18 protein-coding genes are annotated in these 21,696 nt (G+C 71.2%); 13 read left to right on the top strand and 5 right to left on the bottom strand.

Annotated elements, in window-relative coordinates; all coding sequences use genetic code 11:
* Positions 1-11 precede the first annotated feature (11 nt).
* From ABZY11_RS25740 to ABZY11_RS25700, 9 genes are all read left to right on the top strand, one after another.
* Entirely contained in the window at positions 12-686 is a 675-nt protein-coding gene (locus ABZY11_RS25740; protein ID WP_356481401.1) for a response regulator, read from the top strand.
* A 261-nt stretch (positions 687-947) separates the two neighbouring features.
* Positions 948-3,725: a DNA translocase FtsK gene (locus tag ABZY11_RS25735; RefSeq protein WP_356481400.1), complete on the top strand. Its 2,778-nt coding sequence runs from the start codon at positions 948-950 to the stop codon at positions 3,723-3,725.
* 204 nt (positions 3,726-3,929) lie between these two features.
* Complete coding sequence (locus ABZY11_RS25730) at positions 3,930-4,730, top strand: helix-turn-helix domain-containing protein (protein ID WP_356481399.1); 801 nt, start codon at positions 3,930-3,932, stop codon at positions 4,728-4,730.
* 147 nt (positions 4,731-4,877) lie between these two features.
* On the top strand, positions 4,878-6,353 hold the full coding sequence (gene rimO, locus ABZY11_RS25725; protein WP_356481398.1) for a 30S ribosomal protein S12 methylthiotransferase RimO: 1,476 nt from the start codon (positions 4,878-4,880) through the stop codon (positions 6,351-6,353).
* Positions 6,350-7,066: a CDP-diacylglycerol--glycerol-3-phosphate 3-phosphatidyltransferase gene (pgsA, locus tag ABZY11_RS25720; protein ID WP_356481397.1), complete on the top strand. Its 717-nt coding sequence runs from the start codon at positions 6,350-6,352 to the stop codon at positions 7,064-7,066. The genes rimO and pgsA overlap by 4 nt, the downstream gene beginning before the upstream one ends.
* Positions 7,063-7,572 carry a CinA family protein gene (locus ABZY11_RS25715; protein ID WP_356481396.1) on the top strand — a complete coding sequence of 170 codons (510 nt, stop codon included), beginning with the start codon at positions 7,063-7,065 and terminating at the stop codon, positions 7,570-7,572. Before pgsA ends, ABZY11_RS25715 begins: the two co-directional genes overlap by 4 nt.
* A gap of 109 nt (positions 7,573-7,681) precedes the next feature.
* Positions 7,682-8,065, top strand: a complete 384-nt coding sequence (locus ABZY11_RS25710) for a helix-turn-helix transcriptional regulator (RefSeq protein ID WP_356481395.1) — start codon at positions 7,682-7,684, stop codon at positions 8,063-8,065.
* Positions 8,066-8,400: 335 nt separating this feature from the next.
* A complete protein-coding gene (locus ABZY11_RS25705; RefSeq protein WP_356481394.1) occupies positions 8,401-8,592 on the top strand; it encodes a CsbD family protein in 192 nt (63 codons plus the stop codon).
* Positions 8,593-9,013: 421 nt separating this feature from the next.
* Complete coding sequence (locus tag ABZY11_RS25700; RefSeq protein ID WP_356481393.1) at positions 9,014-9,364, top strand: hypothetical protein; 351 nt, start codon at positions 9,014-9,016, stop codon at positions 9,362-9,364.
* On the opposite strand, the gene ABZY11_RS25695 is transcribed toward ABZY11_RS25700, so the two are convergent.
* From ABZY11_RS25695 to ABZY11_RS25685, 3 genes are all read right to left on the bottom strand, one after another.
* Positions 9,312-10,079 carry an SDR family NAD(P)-dependent oxidoreductase gene (locus ABZY11_RS25695; RefSeq protein WP_356481392.1) on the bottom strand — a complete coding sequence of 256 codons (768 nt, stop codon included), beginning with the start codon at positions 10,077-10,079 and terminating at the stop codon, positions 9,312-9,314. The genes ABZY11_RS25700 and ABZY11_RS25695 overlap by 53 nt on opposite strands.
* 36 nt (positions 10,080-10,115) lie before the next feature.
* Positions 10,116-10,916, bottom strand: a complete 801-nt coding sequence (locus tag ABZY11_RS25690; protein ID WP_356481391.1) for a DNA-formamidopyrimidine glycosylase family protein — start codon at positions 10,914-10,916, stop codon at positions 10,116-10,118.
* A gap of 147 nt (positions 10,917-11,063) precedes the next feature.
* Positions 11,064-15,731, bottom strand: coding sequence for a DEAD/DEAH box helicase (locus ABZY11_RS25685; RefSeq protein WP_356481390.1), 4,668 nt, complete (start codon positions 15,729-15,731; stop codon positions 11,064-11,066).
* Between the two features lie 81 nt (positions 15,732-15,812).
* On the opposite strand from ABZY11_RS25685, the gene ABZY11_RS25680 reads away from it, so the two are divergent.
* Genes ABZY11_RS25680 through ABZY11_RS25670 form a run of 3 tightly spaced genes read left to right on the top strand, consistent with a single transcriptional unit; the run spans position 15,813 to position 17,801 of the window.
* Entirely contained in the window at positions 15,813-16,682 is an 870-nt protein-coding gene (locus tag ABZY11_RS25680) for an AraC family transcriptional regulator (protein ID WP_356481389.1), read from the top strand.
* A 10-nt stretch (positions 16,683-16,692) separates the two neighbouring features.
* Positions 16,693-17,499 (top strand): AzlC family ABC transporter permease, encoded by an 807-nt coding sequence (locus ABZY11_RS25675; RefSeq protein WP_356481388.1) that lies wholly within the window; start codon positions 16,693-16,695, stop codon positions 17,497-17,499.
* A complete protein-coding gene (locus ABZY11_RS25670) occupies positions 17,496-17,801 on the top strand; it encodes an AzlD domain-containing protein (protein WP_356481387.1) in 306 nt (101 codons plus the stop codon). Before ABZY11_RS25675 ends, ABZY11_RS25670 begins: the two co-directional genes overlap by 4 nt.
* 138 nt (positions 17,802-17,939) lie before the next feature.
* On the opposite strand, the gene ABZY11_RS25665 is transcribed toward ABZY11_RS25670, so the two are convergent.
* Both ABZY11_RS25665 and ABZY11_RS25660 read right to left on the bottom strand, forming a co-directional pair.
* Positions 17,940-19,292 (bottom strand): MFS transporter, encoded by a 1,353-nt coding sequence (locus tag ABZY11_RS25665; protein ID WP_356481386.1) that lies wholly within the window; start codon positions 19,290-19,292, stop codon positions 17,940-17,942.
* Positions 19,289-20,686 carry an alkyl sulfatase dimerization domain-containing protein gene (locus ABZY11_RS25660; RefSeq protein ID WP_356481385.1) on the bottom strand — a complete coding sequence of 466 codons (1,398 nt, stop codon included), beginning with the start codon at positions 20,684-20,686 and terminating at the stop codon, positions 19,289-19,291. The genes ABZY11_RS25665 and ABZY11_RS25660 overlap by 4 nt, the downstream gene beginning before the upstream one ends.
* Positions 20,687-20,837: 151 nt before the next feature.
* Between ABZY11_RS25660 and ABZY11_RS25655 the strand changes: the two genes are divergently transcribed.
* The coding region (locus ABZY11_RS25655; protein ID WP_356481384.1) for a PucR family transcriptional regulator at positions 20,838-21,696 on the top strand (859 nt) is incomplete at its 3' end.

The raw sequence follows: 21,696 nt of genomic DNA, 5'->3' as shown, positions 1-21,696 counted from the left end.
GAGGACGGGCCATGGTGCAGAAGGCCAAGATCCTCCTGGTCGATGACCGGCCGGAGAATCTGCTGGCGCTGGAGGCAATCCTCTCCGCGCTCGATCAGACACTGGTCCGGGCATCGTCAGGGGAGGAAGCGCTCAAAGCGCTGCTCACGGACGACTTCGCGGTCATTCTGCTGGACGTCCAGATGCCAGGCATGGACGGTTTCGAAACCGCCGCGCACATCAAGCGGCGGGAACGGACCCGGGACATCCCGATCATCTTCCTCACCGCGATCAACCACGGTCCGCACCACACCTTCCGGGGTTACGCGGCGGGCGCGGTGGACTACATCTCAAAGCCGTTCGACCCGTGGGTGCTGCGGGCCAAGGTCTCGGTCTTCGTCGAGCTGTACATGAAGAACTGCAAGCTGCGCGAGCAGGCGGCACTGCTGCGGCTCCAGCTGGAGGGCGACGCGGGCGGCGCGGACCATGAGAAGGAGCCCGCCGGGCTGCTCGCCGAGCTCTCGGCGCGGCTCGCAGCCGTCGAGGAGCAGGCCGAGGCGCTCTCCAAGCAGCTCGACGACGAGTCGGCGGACGCCGCGGCGGTGGCCACCGCCGCCCATCTGGAGCGCAAGCTGACCGGACTGCGCCGGGCGCTCGACGCCCTGGAACCCGGCACCGGAAGCGGCACCGCCGCCCTTCCCTCGTAACGCCGCCGCTCCGTCGGTACTGGACGTCGGGGGAGGGCCAGGCCGGGTTGGTGGTGGTCCGGCGGTGCGACTTCCGGCCGCGGGCAGGCGGTTGTCCGGAGCCTCGGCCCAACTGCCCCTTGCGCTCCGCCGTTCGACGGCCCGTGAGCGGGGCGTCCGGCAGTGAGGCCGCGTCAGTTCGCTGCCCCTGTACAGCGACACGTACGGGTGAAGCGGCACGCGCACGTGTTCACAGCCGTCGACACCGGTAACCTCGGCACCATGGCCTCACGTACGTCCGGCAAGGGTTCCCAGGGCACGGCGGGCACCGCGAAGCGCGTCGGCCGTACCGCGGGGCCGGCCAAGAAAGCCGCGCCCGCGAAGAAGACCGCAGCCAAGAAGACCGCGCCCGCGAAGAAGGCGCCCGCCAAGAAGACGGCGGCGAAGAAGGCGGCCCCGCCCAAACCCGCCCCGTCGCCCACGAGCGGTGTGTACCGGCTGGCGCGCGCCGTCTGGCTCGGTGCGGCCCACGCCGTCGGAGCGACGTTCCGCGGCATAGGGCGTGGCGCCAAGGGGCTCGACCCCGCACACCGCAAGGACGGCATCGCGCTGCTGCTGCTCGGTCTCGCCCTGGTCGTCGCCGCGGGCACCTGGTCGAATCTGCGCGGACCCGTCGGCGACCTCGTGGAGATGCTCGTCACCGGGGCCTTCGGCCGGCTCGATCTGCTCGTACCGATACTGCTCGGCACCATTGCCGTACGGCTGATCCGCTACCCGGAGAAGCCCGAGGCCAACGGCCGCATCGTCATCGGGCTCTCCGCCCTCGTCATCGGCGTGCTCGGACAGGTCCACATCGCCTGCGGATCGCCCGGCCGGGAGGACGGCACCACGGCGATGCAGAACGCGGGCGGCCTCATCGGCTGGGCGGCCTCCAAACCGCTGATCTACACGATGGGCGAGGTCCTCGCCGTACCGCTGCTGTTGCTGCTCACCGTCTTCGGGCTGCTGGTCGTCACCGCCACCCCGGTGAACGCCATCCCGCAACGGCTCCGGCTGCTCGGCACCAAGCTGGGCCTCCTCCACCCCGTGTACGACCCCGAGGCGGACGAGGAGAACGACGACGAGCGCTACGACGAGCAGTGGCGCGAGCAGCTTCCCGCCCGCTCCCGCCGCTCCCCGGCACGCCGCTCCGAAGCGCCCGCCGAGTACGACCCCGAGCAGGCCGAGGCCGAAGCGCTCTCCAAGCGCCGCCGGCCGCGCAGGCCCTCCGTGCAGCCCGCGATGAACCGCACCATGGACGCGGTGGATGTGGCGGCCGCCGCGGCCGCGGCCCTCGACGGGGCGGTGCTCAACGGCATGCCGCCCTCGCCGATCGTCGCCGACCTCACCCAGGGCGTCTCCGTCGAGCGCGAACGCCAGGGCACACCGGTGCCGGGCGCCAGGGAGGGCGAAGCCGGCTCCGGGGGAGGGAAGCCGGAGAAGGGCGCGGTGCCCACGGGCGGCGTACCCGATCTGACGAAGCCCGTACCCGACTCGCAGTCCCAGCCGCTGCCGGCCCGCGCCGAACAGCTCCAGCTCTCCGGCGACATCACCTACTCGCTGCCCTCGCTCGACCTGCTGGAACGCGGCGGTCCCGGCAAGACCCGCAGCGCCGCCAATGACGCGATCGTCGCGTCCCTGACCAACGTCTTCACCGAATTCAAGGTCGACGCCGCCGTCACCGGCTTCACCCGCGGACCGACGGTGACGCGGTACGAGGTGGAGCTCGGCCCCGCGGTGAAGGTCGAGCGGATCACCGCGCTCGCCAAGAACATCGCGTACGCCGTCGCCAGCCCCGACGTCCGGATCATCTCGCCGATCCCGGGCAAGTCCGCGGTCGGCATCGAGATCCCCAACACCGACCGCGAGATGGTCAACCTCGGCGACGTGCTGCGCCTCGCGGACGCCGCCGAGGACGACCACCCGATGCTGGTGGCGCTCGGCAAGGACGTCGAGGGCGGCTACGTGATGGCCAACCTGGCGAAGATGCCGCACGTGCTGGTGGCCGGTGCGACCGGTTCCGGCAAGTCGTCGTGCATCAACTGCCTGATCACCTCGGTCATGGTGCGGGCGACTCCGGACGACGTGCGCATGGTGCTGGTCGACCCGAAGCGCGTCGAGCTGACCGCGTACGAGGGCATCCCGCACCTGATCACGCCGATCATCACCAACCCGAAGCGGGCCGCCGAAGCGCTCCAGTGGGTCGTACGGGAGATGGACCTGCGGTACGACGACCTCGCCGCGTTCGGGTACCGGCACATCGACGACTTCAACCAGGCCGTCCGCAATGGCAAGGTCAAGCCGCCGGAGGGCAGCGAGCGAGAACTCTCGCCCTACCCGTATCTGCTGGTGATCGTCGACGAGCTCGCCGATCTGATGATGGTCGCTCCGCGCGATGTGGAGGACGCCATCGTCCGGATCACCCAGCTGGCCCGCGCCGCCGGTATCCACCTGGTGCTCGCGACCCAGCGGCCCTCGGTGGATGTCGTCACCGGTCTGATCAAGGCGAATGTGCCCTCCCGGCTCGCCTTCGCGACCTCGTCGCTGGCCGACAGCCGGGTCATCCTCGACCAGCCCGGCGCCGAGAAGCTCATCGGAAAGGGTGACGGTCTGTTCCTGCCGATGGGCGCGAACAAGCCCACCCGAATGCAGGGCGCCTTCGTCACCGAGGACGAGGTCGCGGCCGTCGTCCAGCACTGCAAGGACCAGATGGCGCCGGTCTTCCGCGAGGACGTGGTGGTCGGCACCTCCAAGAAGAAGGAGATCGACGAGGACATCGGCGACGACCTGGATCTGCTCTGCCAGGCCGCCGAACTGGTCGTCTCCACCCAGTTCGGGTCCACCTCGATGCTCCAGCGCAAGCTGCGGGTCGGCTTCGCCAAGGCCGGCCGGCTGATGGACCTGATGGAGTCGAGGAACATCGTGGGGCCCAGCGAGGGATCCAAAGCGCGCGATGTCATGGTGAAACCCGACGAGCTGGACGGGGTGTTGGCACTGATCCGCGGGGAAACCGGTTCGTAAGGGTGTTGCGGGCAACCGTTTCGTCGGGTCGTACGTCAACTTGGAGGGAGGGGCGGCAGAATTGTCCTTCCCGGGGCGGTCCGGAGAATCGGACGGTGTTCGAGTCCGATGGAGGACAATGTCCTTCCTCCCGGTTGCCCCACCCTTTCGTACCCCCCCTAGACTGAACACCCAGCAGGTGGCTCACGCTCGAAAGGCGCCCCCGTGTCCATCGGCAACTCCCCCGAAGACGACCGGCCTTCGATCGGTCGAGTGCTCCAGCAGGCTCGCATCGCCGCAGGTCTCACGGTCGAAGAGATCAGTTCGTCCACCCGGGTGCGCATCCCCATCGTGCACGCGATCGAAGAGGACGACTTCTCCCGCTGCGGCGGCGACGTGTACGCACGCGGCCATATCCGTACGCTGGCGCGTGCGGTCAAGCTCGATCCGGAACCGCTGGTTTCGCAGTACGACGCGGAACACGGCGGCCGTCCCGCACCCACCCCCGCGGCGCCGCTGTTCGAGGCCGAGAGAATCCGTTCCGAACCCCGTCGGCCCAACTGGACGGCGGCCATGGTCGCGGCGATCGTCGTCGTCGTCGGTTTCGTCGGCTTCACGTTCTTCAAGGGCAGCGACGACGGCTCCAAGGCAACCCAGGTCGCGGAGGGTCCGGCGCCCGCCAAGAAGAGCCCCGCACCGAAGACCGACAAGCCCGTCGACCCCAAGCCGGCGCCTTCCGACAGTGCCATCGCCGCGGCACCCAGGGACAAGGTGACGGTGAGGCTCAACGCCAACCAGGGCAAGAGCTGGATCTCCGCCAAGGACCACAACGGGCGGCTGCTCTTCGACGGTCTGCTGCTACAGGGCCAGACCAAGACCTTCCAGGACCAGGAGCGGGTCGACCTCGTCCTCGGCAACGCCGGCTCGATCGAGCTCTTCGTGAACGGCAAGAAGGTGGAGGACAAGTTCCAGCCCGGCCAGGTCGAGCGGCTCTCGTACACGAAGGGCGACCCGGCGGTCGGCTGACCCGTACACGCACCGTTTCCTCGGGCGGCACCGACAACACGGCGAGCGTCCGGCAATTCTGCCGGGCGCTCGCCGCATTTGTTACTCGGTGCAACGGTGGAACCCTGCGCGGCAGGGCGAGTGCCGGGACAAAGTAGTCTTGAGCCCATGCCCGAACGCCGTACCGTCGCCCTTGTCACTCTTGGCTGCGCCCGTAACGAGGTGGACTCGGAGGAGCTCGCAGGCCGCTTGGCAGCGGACGGCTGGGAGCTCGTCCAGGACGCCTCCGACGCGGATGTCGCCGTCGTCAACACCTGCGGATTCGTCGAGGCCGCCAAGAAGGACTCCGTCGACGCCCTGCTCGAAGCCAATGATCTGAAGGACCACGGCAGGACCCAGGCCGTGGTCGCCGTCGGCTGTATGGCCGAGCGCTACGGCAAGGACCTCGCCGAGGCCCTGCCCGAGGCGGACGGCGTCCTCGGCTTCGACGACTACGCCGACATCTCCGACCGCCTCCAGACCATCCTCAACGGCGGCATCCACGCCTCGCACACCCCGCGCGACCGCCGCAAGCTGCTGCCGATCAGTCCGGCCGAGCGGCAGGACGCGGCCGTGGCCCTGCCCGGCCACGCGCAGGAGGCCGCACCGGCCCCCGCCCCCGAGGACCTCCCCGACGGTGTCGCCCCGGTCTCCGGGCCACGGGCACCCCTGCGCCGACGGCTGGGCACCAGCCCCGTCGCCTCGGTGAAGCTCGCCTCCGGCTGCGACCGCCGCTGCTCCTTCTGCGCCATTCCGTCCTTCCGCGGCTCCTTCATCTCGCGGCGCCCCTCGGACGTGCTGCAGGAGACCCGCTGGCTGGCCGAGCAGGGCGTCAAGGAGGTCATGCTGGTCTCCGAGAACAACACCTCGTACGGCAAGGACCTCGGCGACATCCGGCTGCTGGAGACGCTGCTGCCGGAGCTCGCCGATGTCGAGGGCATCGAGCGGATCCGGGTCAGCTATCTCCAGCCGGCCGAAATGCGGCCCGGTCTCATCGACGTACTGACCTCGACGCCGAAGGTCGCGCCGTACTTCGACCTGTCCTTCCAGCACTCGGCACCCGGTGTGCTGCGGGCGATGCGCCGCTTCGGCGACACCGACCGGTTCCTGGAACTGCTGGACACCATCCGGAACAAGGCGCCGCAGGCCGGTGCCCGATCCAACTTCATCGTGGGCTTCCCCGGCGAGACCGAGGCCGACCTGGCGGAGCTGGAACGCTTCCTCACCGGTGCCCGGCTCGACGCCATCGGCGTCTTCGGCTACTCCGACGAAGAGGGCACCGAGGCGGTCGGCTACGAGAACAAGCTGGACGCCGACGTCATCGCCGAGCGGCTTGCGCACATCTCGCAGTTGGCCGAGGAGCTGACCTCGCAGCGTGCCGAGGAGCGCCTGGGCGAGACGCTCCAGGTGCTGGTCGAGTCCGTGGACGACGAGGACGGCGCGGTGGGGCGTGCGGCGCACCAGGCACCCGAAACGGACGGCCAGGTGCTGTTCACCGCACGCGACGGCCTCGTACCCGGCCTTATGGTCGAGGCAAAGGTTGTGGGCACCGAAGGAGTGGACCTGGTGGCCGAGTGTTCCGAACTCGTGGAGGCGGCCAGATGACGGGAGTCCCGGCATCCGCGGCAGGCGGCTCCGGCGCGAAGCCGGTCCGCGGCGGCAAGCTGGGCACTGCGGCCGTCAATCAGGCCAGCCTGTGGAACATCGCCAATCTGCTCACCATGCTGCGGCTGGTGCTGGTGCCCGGCTTCGTACTGCTGCTGCTGCACAACGGCGGGTACGACCCGGCCTGGCGGTCGTTCGCCTGGGCGGCCTTCGCCATCGCCATGATCACCGACCTGTTCGACGGTCATCTGGCGCGCACCTACAACCTGGTCACCGACTTCGGGAAGATCGCCGACCCGATCGCGGACAAGGCGATCATGGGCGCGGCGCTGATCTGTCTCTCGTACCTCGGCGATCTGCCCTGGTGGGTCACGGGCGTGATCCTCTTCCGCGAGCTCGGCATCACACTGATGCGCTTCTGGGTGATACGGCATGCGGTGATTCCGGCCAGTCGTGGCGGGAAGATGAAGACCCTGGCGCAGGGGACGGCCGTCGGGATGTACGTTCTGGCGCTGACCGGACCGCTCGCCACTCTGCGCTTCTGGGTGATGGCGGTGGCCGTCGTGCTGACTGTCGTCACCGGGCTCGACTATGTGCGCCAGGCCGTCGTGCTGCGCCGCAAGGGGCTCGCGACCGAGCGGGCAGCCGCAGCGGGCGCGGGACCGGTCCCGGAGGTCACGGGAAGCCGCGATTCGGCGGAGGCCGAGCGGTGACTGCCGCGGCCGGGGTGCTGAAGCTGCTCGTGGAGCGTGGGGAGACCCTTGCCGTCGCCGAGTCGCTTACCGGCGGTCTGGTCGCGGCGGAGCTGACTTCCGTGCCGGGTGCCTCGCACTCCTTCCGGGGCTCCGTGACGGCGTACGCGACGCCCCTGAAGCGGGATGTCCTGGGGGTGGACGGCGCCCTGCTGGCGGAGCGCGGTGCGGTCGACCCGGAGGTGGCGCGGCAGATGGCAGCCGGTGTGCGCCGCGTTCTCGGGGCGGACTGGGGCATGGCCACTACGGGCGTCGCGGGCCCCGAGCCGCAGGACGGCAAGGCCGTGGGAACGGTCTATGTCGCGGTGGCCGGGCCGGACGGCGTGGAGAATATGGCCGAGCTGAGGTTGAACGGCGGGCGGGCGGACATCCGTAGAGAGAGCGTACGGTGCGTGCTCGAGCTGCTCTCCGCCGAACTCGGCAAGAATGCAAGGGCACAGGATACGGAACAGAACGGGGGGAATTGATGTTTGCAGCCCTGAGTGAACACGACATCGCTCCCCGCACGGCCGCGGCGCGAGGCGGTACGGTGGGGCGTGAAGGATGCGGCTACGCGGTCCGAGGAGGGAGCCACCGATGATTCTGCTCCGTCGCCTGCTTGGTGACGTGCTGCGTCGGCAGCGCCAGCGCCAAGGCCGTACTCTGCGCGAAGTCTCCTCGTCCGCCCGAGTCTCGCTCGGCTATCTTTCCGAGGTGGAGCGGGGGCAGAAGGAGGCATCCTCCGAGCTGCTCTCCGCCATTTGCGACGCGCTTGACGTACGGATGTCCGAGCTCATGCGTGAAGTGAGCGATGAGCTGTCGCTGGCCGAACTGGCCGAGTCGGCAGCAGCCAGCGAGCCGGTGCCTGTACCGGTGCGGCCAATGCTCAATTCCGTCTCCGTGACGTCGGTGGCAGGTGTGCCGACGGGACGGGTGACCATCAAGGCGCCCGCGGAAGCGGTGGATGTCGTCGCCGCCTGACCCGCGTGGTTCGGTGTGAAGCGGAGCCCCGGTAGTCCCCCTGAGGGACGGCCGGGGCTTCTGCGTGCTCCGGGGGGTTGCGGAGGAGACCGGAGTGACCGGGGAGGCCGGGTGTTCCGGCGATGGGCTCGGACGATCCTCGAATGACCGATTTGTCTCGTCTATGCCATCGTGGGTGATGCCGAACGGGAGAGCTGCCGGATCGGATCGCATCTCTGCGACCGAGCGGCCCTCCGTGATCGCCGTCGTGCCCGAGGGCCTGGTTCCCGAGGGCACGGACGCGGTCGAGGCCCTGAACGGGACAGAGAGACATTCCCCCACTCGAAGGAGTCGTCATGGTTGACGAAGGTGCCAAGGACAAGATCAAGGGCAAGGCGAAGGAGACCATGGGCAAGATGACCGGCGACCGGCGCAAGGAGGCCGAAGGCAAGATGGACCAGGCCAAGGGCCGGGCCAAGGACGCCATGAGCGGTGCCGAGGAGCGCGCGGAGGGTATGAAGGACTCGCTGCGCCGCGACAAGCGCTGACCTCGTTCACCGAGCCCCCACTCGAAACGGTGGGGGCTCGGTGGTGCCGAGGTGGCGCTCGGGGCGGTGGGGCTCGGTGGTGCCGAGGTGGCGCTCGGGGCGGTGGGGCTTGGTGGTGCCGAGGTGGCGCTCGTTCTGGATGCGGCCCAGGCGTTGCCGGGCGAGACTGCGGAGAGCGGAGCGCCGACCGGTGGGATCGCGGCGCAGCGCGATTGCGCCCTCCGGTCCTGCGTCGGAGGGGATCCCGTCCTGCGACGGAGGCGCTCCGGTCGTAGCGGGGTTCGGTCCGGCGCAGCATGCCCAGGCGTTCCGGGCAAGAGCGTGCAACGGTCTGTGGCTGCGCACAGCGCGCCGGTGGTGCGCCGATGCGCTCTCCCGCCGGGTGAGTGCGCCGCACTAGGTTCGGCCGGAGGAGGCAGCCATGGTACGGCGATGGGTGCCGGCGCTCGTTCTCGGTGGGGTGTGGTGGTGGGCCGTGCTGCGGCTTGTGCTGGAACCGGCCCATGCGGGCCTTGTCGAGGGCGCGGTGGCGGCGGGTGGATGGGGGCTGAGTCTGCTGCCCGTGCATGTGGCCGCAGCCGCCGGGTCGGCTGGTGCTGGTGGCGGAGGCGTGGGAGGCGGGCACGCGGATCGGGGCGCGGCTCGGTGGTCGACTGCCGGGACGCGGGCAGGCCGCTGGTGCGCCGAGGGCGCGCGGTGCGCGGAGCGGGGCCGGCGGGCTACCAGGGCATGGCTACGCCGCCGTTGGGGCGGAGGATCTGGCCGGTCATGAAGGCCGACGCATCGGAAGCGAGATGGAGCACGGTGTGGGCGACGTCCTCGGGTTCACCCACCCGCCCCAGTGGGGAGAGCCGCGCCATCGTCGCCTCCACCCGGTGCTGCCGGTCCGCCTCGTGGCGGGCGGTCATGGGCGTACGGATCCAGCCCGGGGCTACGGCGTTGACCCGGATCGCGTGCGGCCCCAGTTCGGTCGCCAGCGTCTTCGTCAGCTGGACGACCGCCGCCTTGGCCGCGCTGTAGCAGAGCAGTCCCGGGCCGGCGGAGTCGACCGCTCCCGAGGCCATGGTGATCAGTGAGCCGGGGCCGCCGCGCGCGATCATGCTGCGGGCCACTTCCTGGCAGGCGTACAGCACGCCCTTGAAATTGACCGCGAGGACGCGGTCGAGATCCTCGTCCGAGGTCTCCAGGACGCTGCTCGTATGCATGATTCCGGCGGCGGCGGCGGCCAGGATGTCGAGGTCTCCCGCGGCTGCCACCGCGGCGCCGACCCGACTGCGGTCGGTGACATCGATGACGTGGATGTGGGCTGCGCCGCCCGCTTCGGTGATCAGGTCCCGGGTTTCCAGCAGGCCCTTCTCGTCGAGGTCCGCGCAGTGCGCGGTGGCGCCCGCGGCCGCGAGCAGGACGGCGCAGGCTCGGCCGATGCCGCCTGCCGCGCCGGTGATGAACGCGGAGCGGCCCGTGAGGTCGTACGCGGTGAGGGGCATGACCGGACGGTACGACCGGATCTGACGGGCCGTCAACTAGCTGGTGGGGCCCGACTGGCAGTGCGGGCACCAGTAGGCGGGGCGGGCGTCCTGGTCCGCGGTGCGGATGGGTGTGCCGCAGCGCAGACAGGGGCGGTTGGCCCTGCCGTAGACCCAGAGCCGTTCTTTCGGGCCGTGTCCACGCGAGGCCGTGGTGGTGGTTGTGCGCATGGGGCGGTCGCGGTTGGCTTCGAGCAGCTGCTTGGCCGTCGTGACCAGGCGGGCGGCGGTGGGGGCGGCCAGTTCGCCGATGGCGAGCCAGGGGGTGGCGCGGGCCAGGAAGCAGAGCTCGGACTTGTAGATGTTGCCGATTCCGGCCAGATTGCGCTGGTCCAGCAGGGCCTCGCCGAGAGGGCGGCCGGGGTCGGCGAGCAGATTGCGCAGAGCGGTGTCGGGGTCCCAGTCGGGGCCCAGCAGATCGGGGCCGAGATGACCGACCGCCTTCTCCTCGTCCCGGGTGCGTAGCAGTTCGAGGACGGGCAGCCGGTAGCCGACGGCGGTGTGCTCCGTGTTGGCGAGGACGGCACGGATCTGGTGCGCGGGGCCGCCGCGCCAGCGCTCGCCCGTGGCGTAGACGCGCCAGGCGCCGTCCATCCGGAGATGGCTGTGCAGGGTGAGGTCGCCCTCGATGCGAGTGAGGAGATGCTTGCCGCGCGAGGTGACGTCCAGAACCGTCCGGCCGGTGAGGTCGGCGGTGGCGAATCGGGGGACGCGCAGGTCGGAGCGGGTGAGGACCTGACCGGCGAGTGCGGTGTGCAGACGTTTGGCGGTCTGCAGGACGGTGTCTCCTTCGGGCATGTCTCCATGATGCGGGGTGGGGAGTGGTGTGCGGGGTGGCGCGCCTGTCCGCCTGTCCGCCTGTGCGTCTGTCGGCCCGTGCGTCCGTGCGCCAGTGCGTCCGTGCGTCCGTGCGTCCGTGCGTTGTGCGTGAGCGGTGCCGGTGGTTCAGGCGCGCAGGCGGAGCCCCCTCGGGGTTGCGAGGAAGCCGGCCGCCTCCAGCGTGCGGCCGAGCGGGGAGGTCAGGGACGGTGCGCCGTTGGTGCGCTCCACCGTGACCGTGCCGAGTGCCCCCGCGCGGGCGGCCGCCGCCAGTGCCCCTGCCGCAGCGAGGAGAGCCGGGTCATCCGGGGCGGTGGGCCAGGCCAGCAGTGTCTTGCCGCCGCGCTCCATGTACATCGCCAGCTCGCCGTCGACCAGCACCACCAGGGCGCCCGCCTTGCGGCCGGGCTTGTGCCCGGCACCGTCCGGCGGCTCGGGCCAGGGCAGGGCCGCGCCGTACGCATTGGCCGGGTCCGCCGCGGCGAGGACCAGGGCGTTGGGCGCGGCGCCCGGCTCCGTACGGTCGCGGGCGGTTGACGTGGCGCGCAGCCGGTCCACCGCACCGTCCATCGCGAACTGTGCCGCCCCCAGGCCCTCGACGACATAGCCGCGCCGGGCCTGCCCGTTGTCCTCGAAGGCGGACAGGATGCGGTACGTCGCGGAGAAGCCGCCTTCGACGCCCTCCGCCTGGACCGCGCCGCGGGTCACCACGCCGTGGCGGTCGAGGAGCGTGCGGGCCAGGGCATGGGCGCGGTGGGTGGGGTCGGGTTCGGTGGCGGGCAGCAGGGACCAGCGGCCCGAGACGGTGGGCGGGCCGGTGCGCGACGCGGGCCGCGCGGCGGAGGTGAGCGAGCCGTAACGTCCGCGCGGAACACTGCGTCTGGCGCGGTGGGCGGTCGACCCCGCCGTGCGGCCGGAACCGAGGAGCGAACGCAGCGGGGCGAGGGTGTCATTGGTGAGCCGGCCCGACCAGGCCAGCTCCCAGATGGCATCGGCGAGTTGCGGATCGGTGCAGTCCGGATGCGTGGTGGCGCGGACCTGATCGGCGATCTGCCGGAAGAACAGGCCGTATCCGCCACTCAGGGCGGTCAGGACCGATTCGTGCAACGCGCTTAGTTCCAGCGGGTGCTGGGGCGGCAGCAGCAGGGGTGCACTGTCGGCGAGGTAGAGGGACAGCCAGCCGTCCTTGCCCGGGAGGGCGCCCGCGCCGGCCCAGACGACCTCGCCGGTGGTGGTCAGTTCGTCGAGCAGCGCGGGGGTGTAGCCCGTGACCCGGCTCGGCAGGATCAGCTTCTCCAGTGCTGACGCCGGGACGGGTGCGCCCTGCAACTGCTCGATGGCGCGGGCCAGTCCGTCGATTCCGCGCAGGCTGTTGCTGCCCAGGTGCTGCCACTGCGGAAGGAAGCCGGCGAGGGCGGCGGGCGGGACGGGCTCCAGTTCGTGGCGGAGCGCGGCGAGCGAGCGGCGGCGCAACCTGCGCAACACGGTGGCGTCGCACCACTCCTGGCCGATACCGGCGGGGTGGAACTCGCCCTGGACGATCCGGCCGGACGCGGCGAGCCGTTGCAGCGCCCCGTCCGTGACAGCAGTGCCGAGACCGAAACGGGTGGCGGCCTCGGTGGAGGTGAACGGGCCGTGCGTACGGGCGTATCGGCCGAGGAGATCGCCGAGGGGGTCCTTCACCGGTTCGGTGAACGCCTCGGGGACGCCGACCGGGAGGGCGGTGCCCAGCGCGTCCCGCAGGCGGCCCGCGTCCTCGATCGCGGCCCAGTGATCCGCTCCACCGATCCGGACCCGGATGGCCCGGCGCGCTGCGGACAGCTCCGCGGCCCATGGCGGGCGGGCGCCGCGCTCCGCCAACTCCTCGTCGGTGAGCGGGCCGAGGACCCGGAGCAGGTCGGCGACGCCTTCGATGTCCTTGATCCGGCGGTCCTCGGTCAGCCACTGGAGTTCCTGCTCCAGCTCGGTCAGGACGTCCGCGTCGAGCAGTTCGCGCAGCTCTGCCTGGCCGAGGAGCTCCGCCAGGAGATGGGAGTCGAGGGAGAGGGCGGCGGCCCGCCGTTCGGCCAGCGGTGAGTCGCCCTCGTACAGGAACTGGGCGACGTAGCCGAACAGGAGCGAACGCGCGAAGGGCGAGGGCTCCGGGGTGGTCACCTCGACCAGCCGGACGCGGCGTGCTTCGAGGTCGCCCATGAGTTCCGTGAGCCCGGGGACGTCGAAGACGTCCTGGAGGCATTCGCGGACCGCTTCCAGGACGATCGGGAAGGAGCCGAACTCCGATGCGACCTGGAGGAGTTGCGCGGCGCGCTGGCGCTGTTGCCACAGCGGGGTGCGTTTGCCGGGGCTGCGGCGCGGCAGCAGCAGGGCGCGGGCCGCGCACTCGCGGAACCGGGACGCGAACAGCGCCGAACCGCCTACCTGGTCGGTGACGATCTGGCCGATCTCGCCCTGCTCGAACGTCACATCCGTCGCACCGACGGGCGGTTGTTCGCTGTCGTAGGAGAGGCCCGGCAGCGGTGCCGGGGCCTGGGCCGGATTCTGGGACGGGTCCAGCACGGGGTCGAAGTCCAGGAGGTCCAGGCCCATCAGGTCGGCGTCGGGCAGCCGCAGCACGATGCCGTCGTCGGCATGCATCACCTGGGCGTCCATGCCGTACCGCTCGGCGAGGCGGGCGCTCAGCGCCAGCGCCCACGGAGCGTGCACCTGCGCGCCGAACGGGGAATGGACCACGACCCGCCAGTCACCCAGCTCGTCACGGAAACGCTCGACGAGGATGGTCCGGTCGTCCGGCACGTGGCCGCAGGCGCGGCGCTGTTCGTCGATGTACGACAGGGTGTTGTCGGCGGCCCAGGTGTCGAGACCGGCGGCGAGCAGACGCTCGCGGGCATCCTCCTGCGACAGTCCGCCGATCTCGCGGAGAAACGCCCCCAGCGCACGCCCCAGCTCCAGCGGGCGGCCCAGCTGGTCACCCTTCCAGAACGGCAGCCGGCCGGGAACGCCGGGGGCGGGGGACACCAGGACCCGGTCGCGGGTGATGTCCTCGATCCGCCAGGACGTGGTGCCGAGCGTGAAGACATCGCCGACCCGTGACTCGTACACCATTTCCTCGTCGAGCTCACCGACCCGGCCGCCGCCCTTCTTGGGGTCGGCGCCCGCGAGGAAGACCCCGAAGAGTCCCCGGTCGGGGATCGTTCCCCCGGAGGTGACGGCGAGGCGTTGTGCGCCAGGGCGGCCGGTGACCGTACCGGCCACCCGGTCCCAGACCACACGTGGACGCAGCTCGGCGAAGGCGTCGGAGGGGTAGCGGCCGGCGAGCATGTCCAGCACGGCGGTGAACGCGGACTCGGGCAGTGAGGCGAAGGGGGCGGCGCGGCGGAGCACCGCCAGCAGGTCGTCCACCTGCCAGCTGTCCAGAGCGACCATGGCGACCAGCTGCTGGGCCAGCACGTCCAGCGGGTTGGAGGGGACCCGGAGCGCCTCGATGGAGCCCTCGCGCATCCGCTCGGTGACCACGGCCGCCTGCACCAGATCGCCCCGGTACTTCGGGAAGACCACTCCGGTGGAGACCGCACCGACCTGGTGTCCGGCCCGGCCGACCCGTTGCAGGCCGGAGGCGACCGACGGCGGCGACTCCACCTGGATCACGAGGTCGACCGCCCCCATGTCGATGCCCAGCTCCAGACTGGAGGTGGCGACGACGGCCGGCAACCGGCCCGCCTTGAGGTCCTCCTCGACCTGGGCGCGCTGCTCCTTGGAGACCGAACCGTGGTGGGCGCGGGCGAGCAGCGCGGGGGCGCCCTTCGCCGCACCGGACTCGGCCATGATCTCGGCGGGGGAGTGGGACTCGGCGATCGTCTCGCCGGTGAGCCGCTCGTACGCGATCTCGTTGAGCCGGTTGCACAGCCGCTCGGCGAGGCGGCGGGAATTGGCGAAGACGATGGTGGAGCGATGCTGCTGGACCAGGTCGACGATCCGCTCCTCGACGTGGGGCCAGATCGACGGCTTGTCCGCCTGACCGGCCTGGTCGGGGTCGGTGGCGGGGGAGCCGCCGAGCTCACCCAGATCCTCGACCGGGACGACCACCGACAGGTCGAACCGCTTGGTGGAGGGCGGCTGGACGATCTCCACCTTGCGCCGGGGCGAGAGGAAGCGTGCCACCTCGTCGACCGGACGGACCGTCGCCGACAGGCCGATCCGCCGTGCGGGACGCGGCAGCAGCTCGTCGAGACGCTCCAGGGAGACGGCGAGATGGGCGCCCCGCTTCGTGCCCGCCACGGCGTGCACCTCGTCGAGGATCACCGTCTCGACACCGGACAGCGCCTCCCGGGCGGACGAGGTCAGCATCAGGAACAGTGATTCGGGTGTGGTGATCAGGATGTCCGGCGGCCGGGTCGCCATCGAGCGACGCTCGGCGGGCGGGGTGTCGCCGGAGCGGATCCCGACCCGGACCTCGGGCTCGGGCAGTCCCAGGCGCACCGACTCCTGGCGGATGCCGGTCAGCGGTGAGCGGAGGTTGCGCTCGACATCGACCGCGAGCGCCTTGAGGGGCGACACGTACAGCACTCGGCAGCGCTTCTTCGCCTCGGCGGGCGGCGGGACGGACGCCAGGGCATCCAGCGCGGCGAGAAAAGCGGCGAGAGTCTTGCCGGAGCCGGTCGGTGCGACGACCAGCACGTCCGAACCCTCGCCGATCGCGCGCCAGGCGCCCTCCTGCGCGGCGGTGGGCGCACTGAAGGCACCCGCGAACCAGCCGCGGGTCGCGGGTGAGAACGAATCGAGTGCAGAGCCGGCCATGTCCCCCATCGTGCACCCCGCCACTGACAACGGCCCCGACCGCCTTCGGCGACCCTGCCCCGGAGCTGCGAGAATTCGTGCATGGCGGCGATACCGGAGTCGGGATCGGGGGAGTGGGCGAGGCACTGGCAGTACGCGGAACTGCCCGACCTCGATCTGCTGCGTGCCCGGTACGTGCGCCACACCTTCCCCCGCCACAGCCACGAGGGCTATGTCTTCGGCACCATCAGCCACGGGGTGGAGGACGTCGGGTTGCCGGGTGGCACCGTCCACGCCGGTCCCGGCACCGTTGTCATGATCAACCCGGAGGTTCCGCACACGGCCCGCGCGGGTGTGCCCGAGGGCTGGGTGTACGCCACGCTCTACCCGTCCTCGCAGGTGATCAACGACATCGCGGCCGATACGACGAGTCTGCGCGGCACGGTCGGATTCACCGAGACCAGCGTCGTGGACCCGCACGCGGCCCGGCTGATCCGCGAGGTCCACCGGGCGGCCGAGGAAGGCAACGCACTCGCCGCCGACACGGTGCTGCGGGTCATGGTCACGCGGTTGCTCAGCCGGCACGGCAGCGCGCTGCCCGCCCGCGCGCCCCGCTCGGCGGGCGCGCGCGACGCGGCACGGGCACGCGCGGTGCTGGAGGGCAGGATGGCGGCGCCGCCCACCCTCGAAGCGCTGGCGGCGGAGCTGGGAACCGGCCCGTTCGCGCTGCTGCGAGCCTTCAAGAAGCAGTACGGGATGCCGCCGCACGCCTGGCTCACCGATGCCCGGGTGCGGGCGGCGCGGCGGATGCTCGACGCGGGGACGGCGCCCGCGGACGCGGCCGCCGAGGTCGGCTTCACCGATCAGCCGCATCTCAACCGTCACTTCACCCGGATCGTGGGGGTGCCGCCCGGCGCGTACCAGCGCGAACGTGCAAGAACGTACAAGACCGGTCCCGATCTGCCCACGTAGCGTTCCGGTCGTGGCAGAACAGACAACACTCCCAGAGGGCGTCGGCGAATCGGCCGACGCATCCCCCGGCAACGCGTCCGGCCCCGGAGCGAGGCCGGACGCGGCGGCCGGGGCGAAGCCGGACGCGGCCGTCGTACGTGATGCGCTCGGCGTCGGCATAGCCGTCGGACTCTCCGGCTTCGCCTTCGGCGTGACCTCGGCCGGTTCCGGACTGAGCCTGCTGCAGACCTGCGTGCTCAGCCTCGCCGTCTTCACCGGCGCCTCGCAGTTCGCCCTCGTCGGTGCCCTCGCCGCGGGCGGCAACCCGTACACCGCGGCTGCCGGGGCCTTCTTCCTCGGCGTACGCAACTCGTTCTACGGGCTGCGGCTGTCGCAGCTGTTGGCGCTCCCGCGGGCGCTCCGCCCCTTCGCCGCCCAGTGGGTCATCGACGAGACGACCGCCGTGACACTGCCGCAGCCGACCCGGCGGGCGGCACGGATCGGCTTCGCTGTCACCGGGCTGACCCTGTACGTGCTGTGGAACCTGACCACGCTGCTGGGAGCCCTCGGCGCCGAGGCGCTCGGCGACACGGACGCCTGGGGGCTGGACGCGGCATCGCCCGCGGTCTTCCTCGCCCTGCTCGCGCCGATGCTGAAGAGCACCACGGAACGCGTCACCGCCGCGATCGCGGTCCTGCTCGTGCTCGGCCTGCTGCCCGTGCTGCCCGCAGGCGTCCCCGTACTGCTGTCCGCGCTCGCCGCACCCGCCGTCCTCTTCCTGAGCGGACGCCGGAAGGGCGCGAGCAGGGAAACGGCCACCACGGAGGAGGACCGATGAACATCTGGATCGCCATCGCGCTGACCGCCGTCGGCTGCTACCTCGCCAAACTGCTCGGACTGCTGGTGCCCGCCGGGGTGCTGGAACGACCGCTCGCCCAGCGCCTCGCCGCGCTGCTGCCCGTGGCGCTCCTGGCCGCCCTCACCGCGCAACAGACGTTCGGCGACGGGCAGCACCTGACGCTGGACGCCAGGGGTGCGGGCCTTGCCGCAGCGGCGCTCGCGTTGGTCCTGCGCGCACCCTTCCTCGTGGTCGTGGGCTCCGCCGTGGTCGTCACCGCAGGGGTGCGTGCCCTCGGTTAGACCTCCCGTGCAGACCCCCTGTGCGGGCGTCCCGTGCAGACCTTCCGTGCGGGGTAGACATCCGGTAGGGGGACGCATCCGGTAAGGGGCTCCGTCCATGGGACCGAGCCCCTTACACGCACCCAAGGACGACCGGTCTCAGTGCACCTGGGGACCGGCCGCCGGAGTCTCCGCCACGCCCAGCCGTGCCGCGTCCTTCTCGGGGCGCAGGAAGCAGACGGCGAGCACACCGGCCACCGCCACCAGCCCGGCCATCAGCAGATACGCCGAGTGGTAGCCCGTGGCCACGGAGTCGGCCGCGTCCACCATCCGGCCCGTGACCAGCGGAGAGAGGATCCCGGCGAGGGCGTAGACGAAGGCCAGCGCACCCAGCACCACCCCACGCTGCCCGGCGGGCGTGATCCTTGCGACGGCCGTCTGCGAGACGGTGAGGATCACATTGGTCAGCGTCATCGGACCGACCATCAGCGCGATCTTCGCACCCACCGGCTCCACCTCGGCGAACGCCGCGATCGACAGGGCGGCCACACACATCAGGAGGCCACCGCCGAGTCCCGCCGGAAGCCGGGGCGCGGTCCCCCTCCGGGAAGCCCGCCGCGCCAGCAGCCCGTGCGTCAGCAGCACCACGGCGTTGCCGACGGCGGTTGCCGTCACCACTGCTCCCGACTGCTTCGCGGTCAGCCCCGAAACCTCGTGCAGATAGTCGGGCGCCCAGGTCAGTCCCGCAGAGAGCAGCCAGTAGGCGGCGAACGCGCCGAAGGCCGCGGTCAGCCACGTGCCGGAGAGCAGCAGTCCGCGATACGGAACGGTCCGGCCGGTCCCGTCGGATCCGGCCGAGAAGGCCGTCCCCGACGGCGGTGCCAGCGGCCCCTCCTCGCCCCGTGCGTACCAGCACATTGCCCACACCAGGCCGACCAGCCCGACGGCACCGAAGGCCCAGCGCCATCCCCACGCATCGATCACCAGGGTCAGCAGCGGAGCGGACAGCGCCACCCCGCCCGCAGCGCCGACCATCAGTACGGAGGTCGGCAGGGTCCGTTCTTGCTGCCCGAACCAGCCGTGCAGATGGTGCACCGCCACCGGTGCCGCCGGTCCCTCGGCCGCCCCGAGCAGCACCCGGGTCACCACCAGCGTTCCGAAACCGGCGGCGCCGAGCAGCATCGGCAACTGCGCCACCGACCACAGCAGGGCCATGCCGAGCAGCAGCACGGTGGTGCGGACCCGGCGGGTCAGGAACGACACCCCCAGCGCGGCCAGGCTGAACAGGGCGAAGAACGAGGACTGCGCGGTGCCGAACTCACCCCGGGTCAGTCCCAGCTCGTCACGGATCGGGCCGGCGGCCAGGCCCATGACGGTCTTGTCGGCGAAATTCACCAGCATGAAGGCGAGCAGCAGCCAGGTGGTGCCCCAGGCACCCTTGCGGGCCCGCCCCTCCACCACGGCTCCGTCGCCCGTCCGGAGCCGGCCGACGGCCCCGGCGGGCGTTGTCACCCGTCCTCCCCGGATGCTCCGCAGCCGCACTCGTCCTCGTCCACGACGCCGACGCTGATCATTCCGGCGGCTCGCTTCCGGCCGTCGGTGGAGCGGGTCAGCTCGGTCTCCAGATCGGTTCCCTCCGCCACCGCGGCCGACTCCGCCGCCGCCCAGTTGAACACCCCACGGGCCATGGTCGACGTCTCGCCCGCAGCCCGCCGACCGTAGACCCGGGCGCGTATCCGGGCCACTTCCACATCGGCCGGGGCCGCCAGCGCGGCGGTCTCCGCCAGATGCGAGGCGAGCCTCGGCTCACCCTCCTCCAGCAGCTTCAGCGCCCGCCGCGCCAGCACGGCCGCGCCGCCCGCGGCATTTGCGAACTCGGCGGCCACTGCGGCGTCCGGGGCCGGCTTGAGGTGCGCCGGATTCTGGTCGTACCAGCCGCCCCACAGCCGCCACAGATTGCGTACGACGAACTCCGGCTCGTCGTAGGCGGGATGCAGATAGGGCTTCCGCAGCAGCTCCTGCGGCACCTGAACGCCGTGCAGCACGGCATCGAGCCGGTGCCCGGCGTTCATCAGGGTCCTGGTCTGCTCGCAGAGCGACTCCAGGAACCGGGCCGTGTCGTCGAGCGCCCGGTACACCCGCTCCCTGCCGACGATCGGCACCCCGTGGCCGGGCAGCAGCAGTTCGGCGCCGAGCTCCTGCATGGCGCGCAGCGCACGGGCCCAGTCCTCCGGATACCGCTGCACCTTCTGCGGATTGCCCGCGTTCGGGGTGTTCCAGATGAAGAGGTCACCGGTGCACAGCGTCTTGAGCTCGGGAACCCACACATAGGTGCTGTCGTCCGTCTCGCCCTTGGCGTGCACCAGCTCGAAAGTCAGATCGCCGCGCTCGACGGTCATCCGGTCGCGGTAGGTGGTGTCGGGGTAGCGGTAGGTGGACGGCCAGTCCAGCGACGGTACGCCGAACTGCCTGCGGTTGATCCAGGTGTTGTAGCCCGCCGTGCTGACGTACCGGTCGAAGCGGGCCGTGACCGCTTCGTGCGCGATCACCTCGGGACGGGGGCGCCCCTCGCTGTCCGCCTGTGCGTCGAACGGCGCGACACCGAAGACGTGGTCCACATGGCCGTGCGTATAGACGACGGTACTGACCGGCTGCTCACTGAAGGCGCGGACCGCCGCGTGCAGCGGAGCCGCCGTCCGTAGGTCTCCGGAGTCCACCAGCACCAGTCCGTCGCCGGTGTCGAACACCGCCACATTGGCGAAGGCGGGCAGGAAACCGACCCGCTCGCGCACGGGCACCAGCCCCGCGCCGGAGTACGCCCCGGACAGGTGGGCCAGCAGTGTGTCCTCGCCCTGCCACACCCGGTCGATATAGCTGAGATAGTCCGTCGGCTTGTGCTCGGTCATACCCGCGGCTCCTTCGGTGCTGTACGGCGGATGGCCAGGAACCCGAGTGTCGGCTGCGGAGGTGACCTGCGACACCCGTTCCCGTCACACCTCGGAGGGCTGCGTACTGTGACGTGTCACAACAGCCTTCGGTGAGAGAGGGAGTACCGACGTGACGCTGTCCGACGGAGCCAGGGCCCTCGCCCTGCGCTGCGAACCCAAGGTCAATGGGCTGGCGCGGCACATGGCCCGTGAGTCCTTCGAGCAGCTTCCCGGTTACGCGGGGCTCCCGGACGACGTGAAGGACCTGGAGATCGCCGCGACCGCCCGGCACGGCGTACGCCTCTTTCTCCGCCGCGTCACCGAGCCGCACCCCGGTCCGGGCGGGCTCCGCCTCTTCCGGGAGCGGGCGGCGCAGCGCGCGGAGGAGGGGATGCCGCTGCATCTGCTGCTGCGCAGCCACGCACTCGGCCTCTACGTGCTGTGGCAGTTGCTGCGGGAGACGGCTGAGCCCGGCGAGGAGGGCGCACTGATCGAACTGGTCGATCTGCTGCTCCAGTCGCACCACTCCCTGGTCGGTGCGGTGGCCGAGACTTATATGGACGAGCGGTCCGCGCTGGAGGCGGAACAGCGCGAGCGGCGTCGCTCCCTGGTACGCGGATTTCTCGACGGGACGCTGGAACCCGGCCGCGCCCTGCTGGAGCAGCTCGGCCTCGACGGGCCCGCGCTCGTGCTTGCCGTCGTCCTGGAACCCTCGGCCGACGCCGGAGCGGACCCCAGCGGTCCGGAACCGGGTGGTGCTGACCCTGGCAGTCCGGAACCGGGGAACGCGGTGACCGTACGGCGCCGGATGCGGCGCATCCAGACCGTGCTCGACCAGGGATTCGGCGCGGAACTCCTCTTCCTCTTCGACGCGGGGGCCGGACGGGCCGTCGTACCGCGGGGATGCAAGCCACCGGGCGACCTCGCCGAGCGGCTTACGCGCGCCTGCGGCGTCGAGGTCCGTGTCGCCGCCGGCACGGTGGCGACAC

Origin of the sequence: Streptomyces sp. NPDC006510 (genome assembly GCF_040611955.1) — a bacterium.
GTDB lineage: Bacteria > Actinomycetota > Actinomycetes > Streptomycetales > Streptomycetaceae > Streptomyces.
Note: the sequence above shows the minus strand (reverse complement) of the source record. Positions and strands in the feature narration are given on the sequence as shown.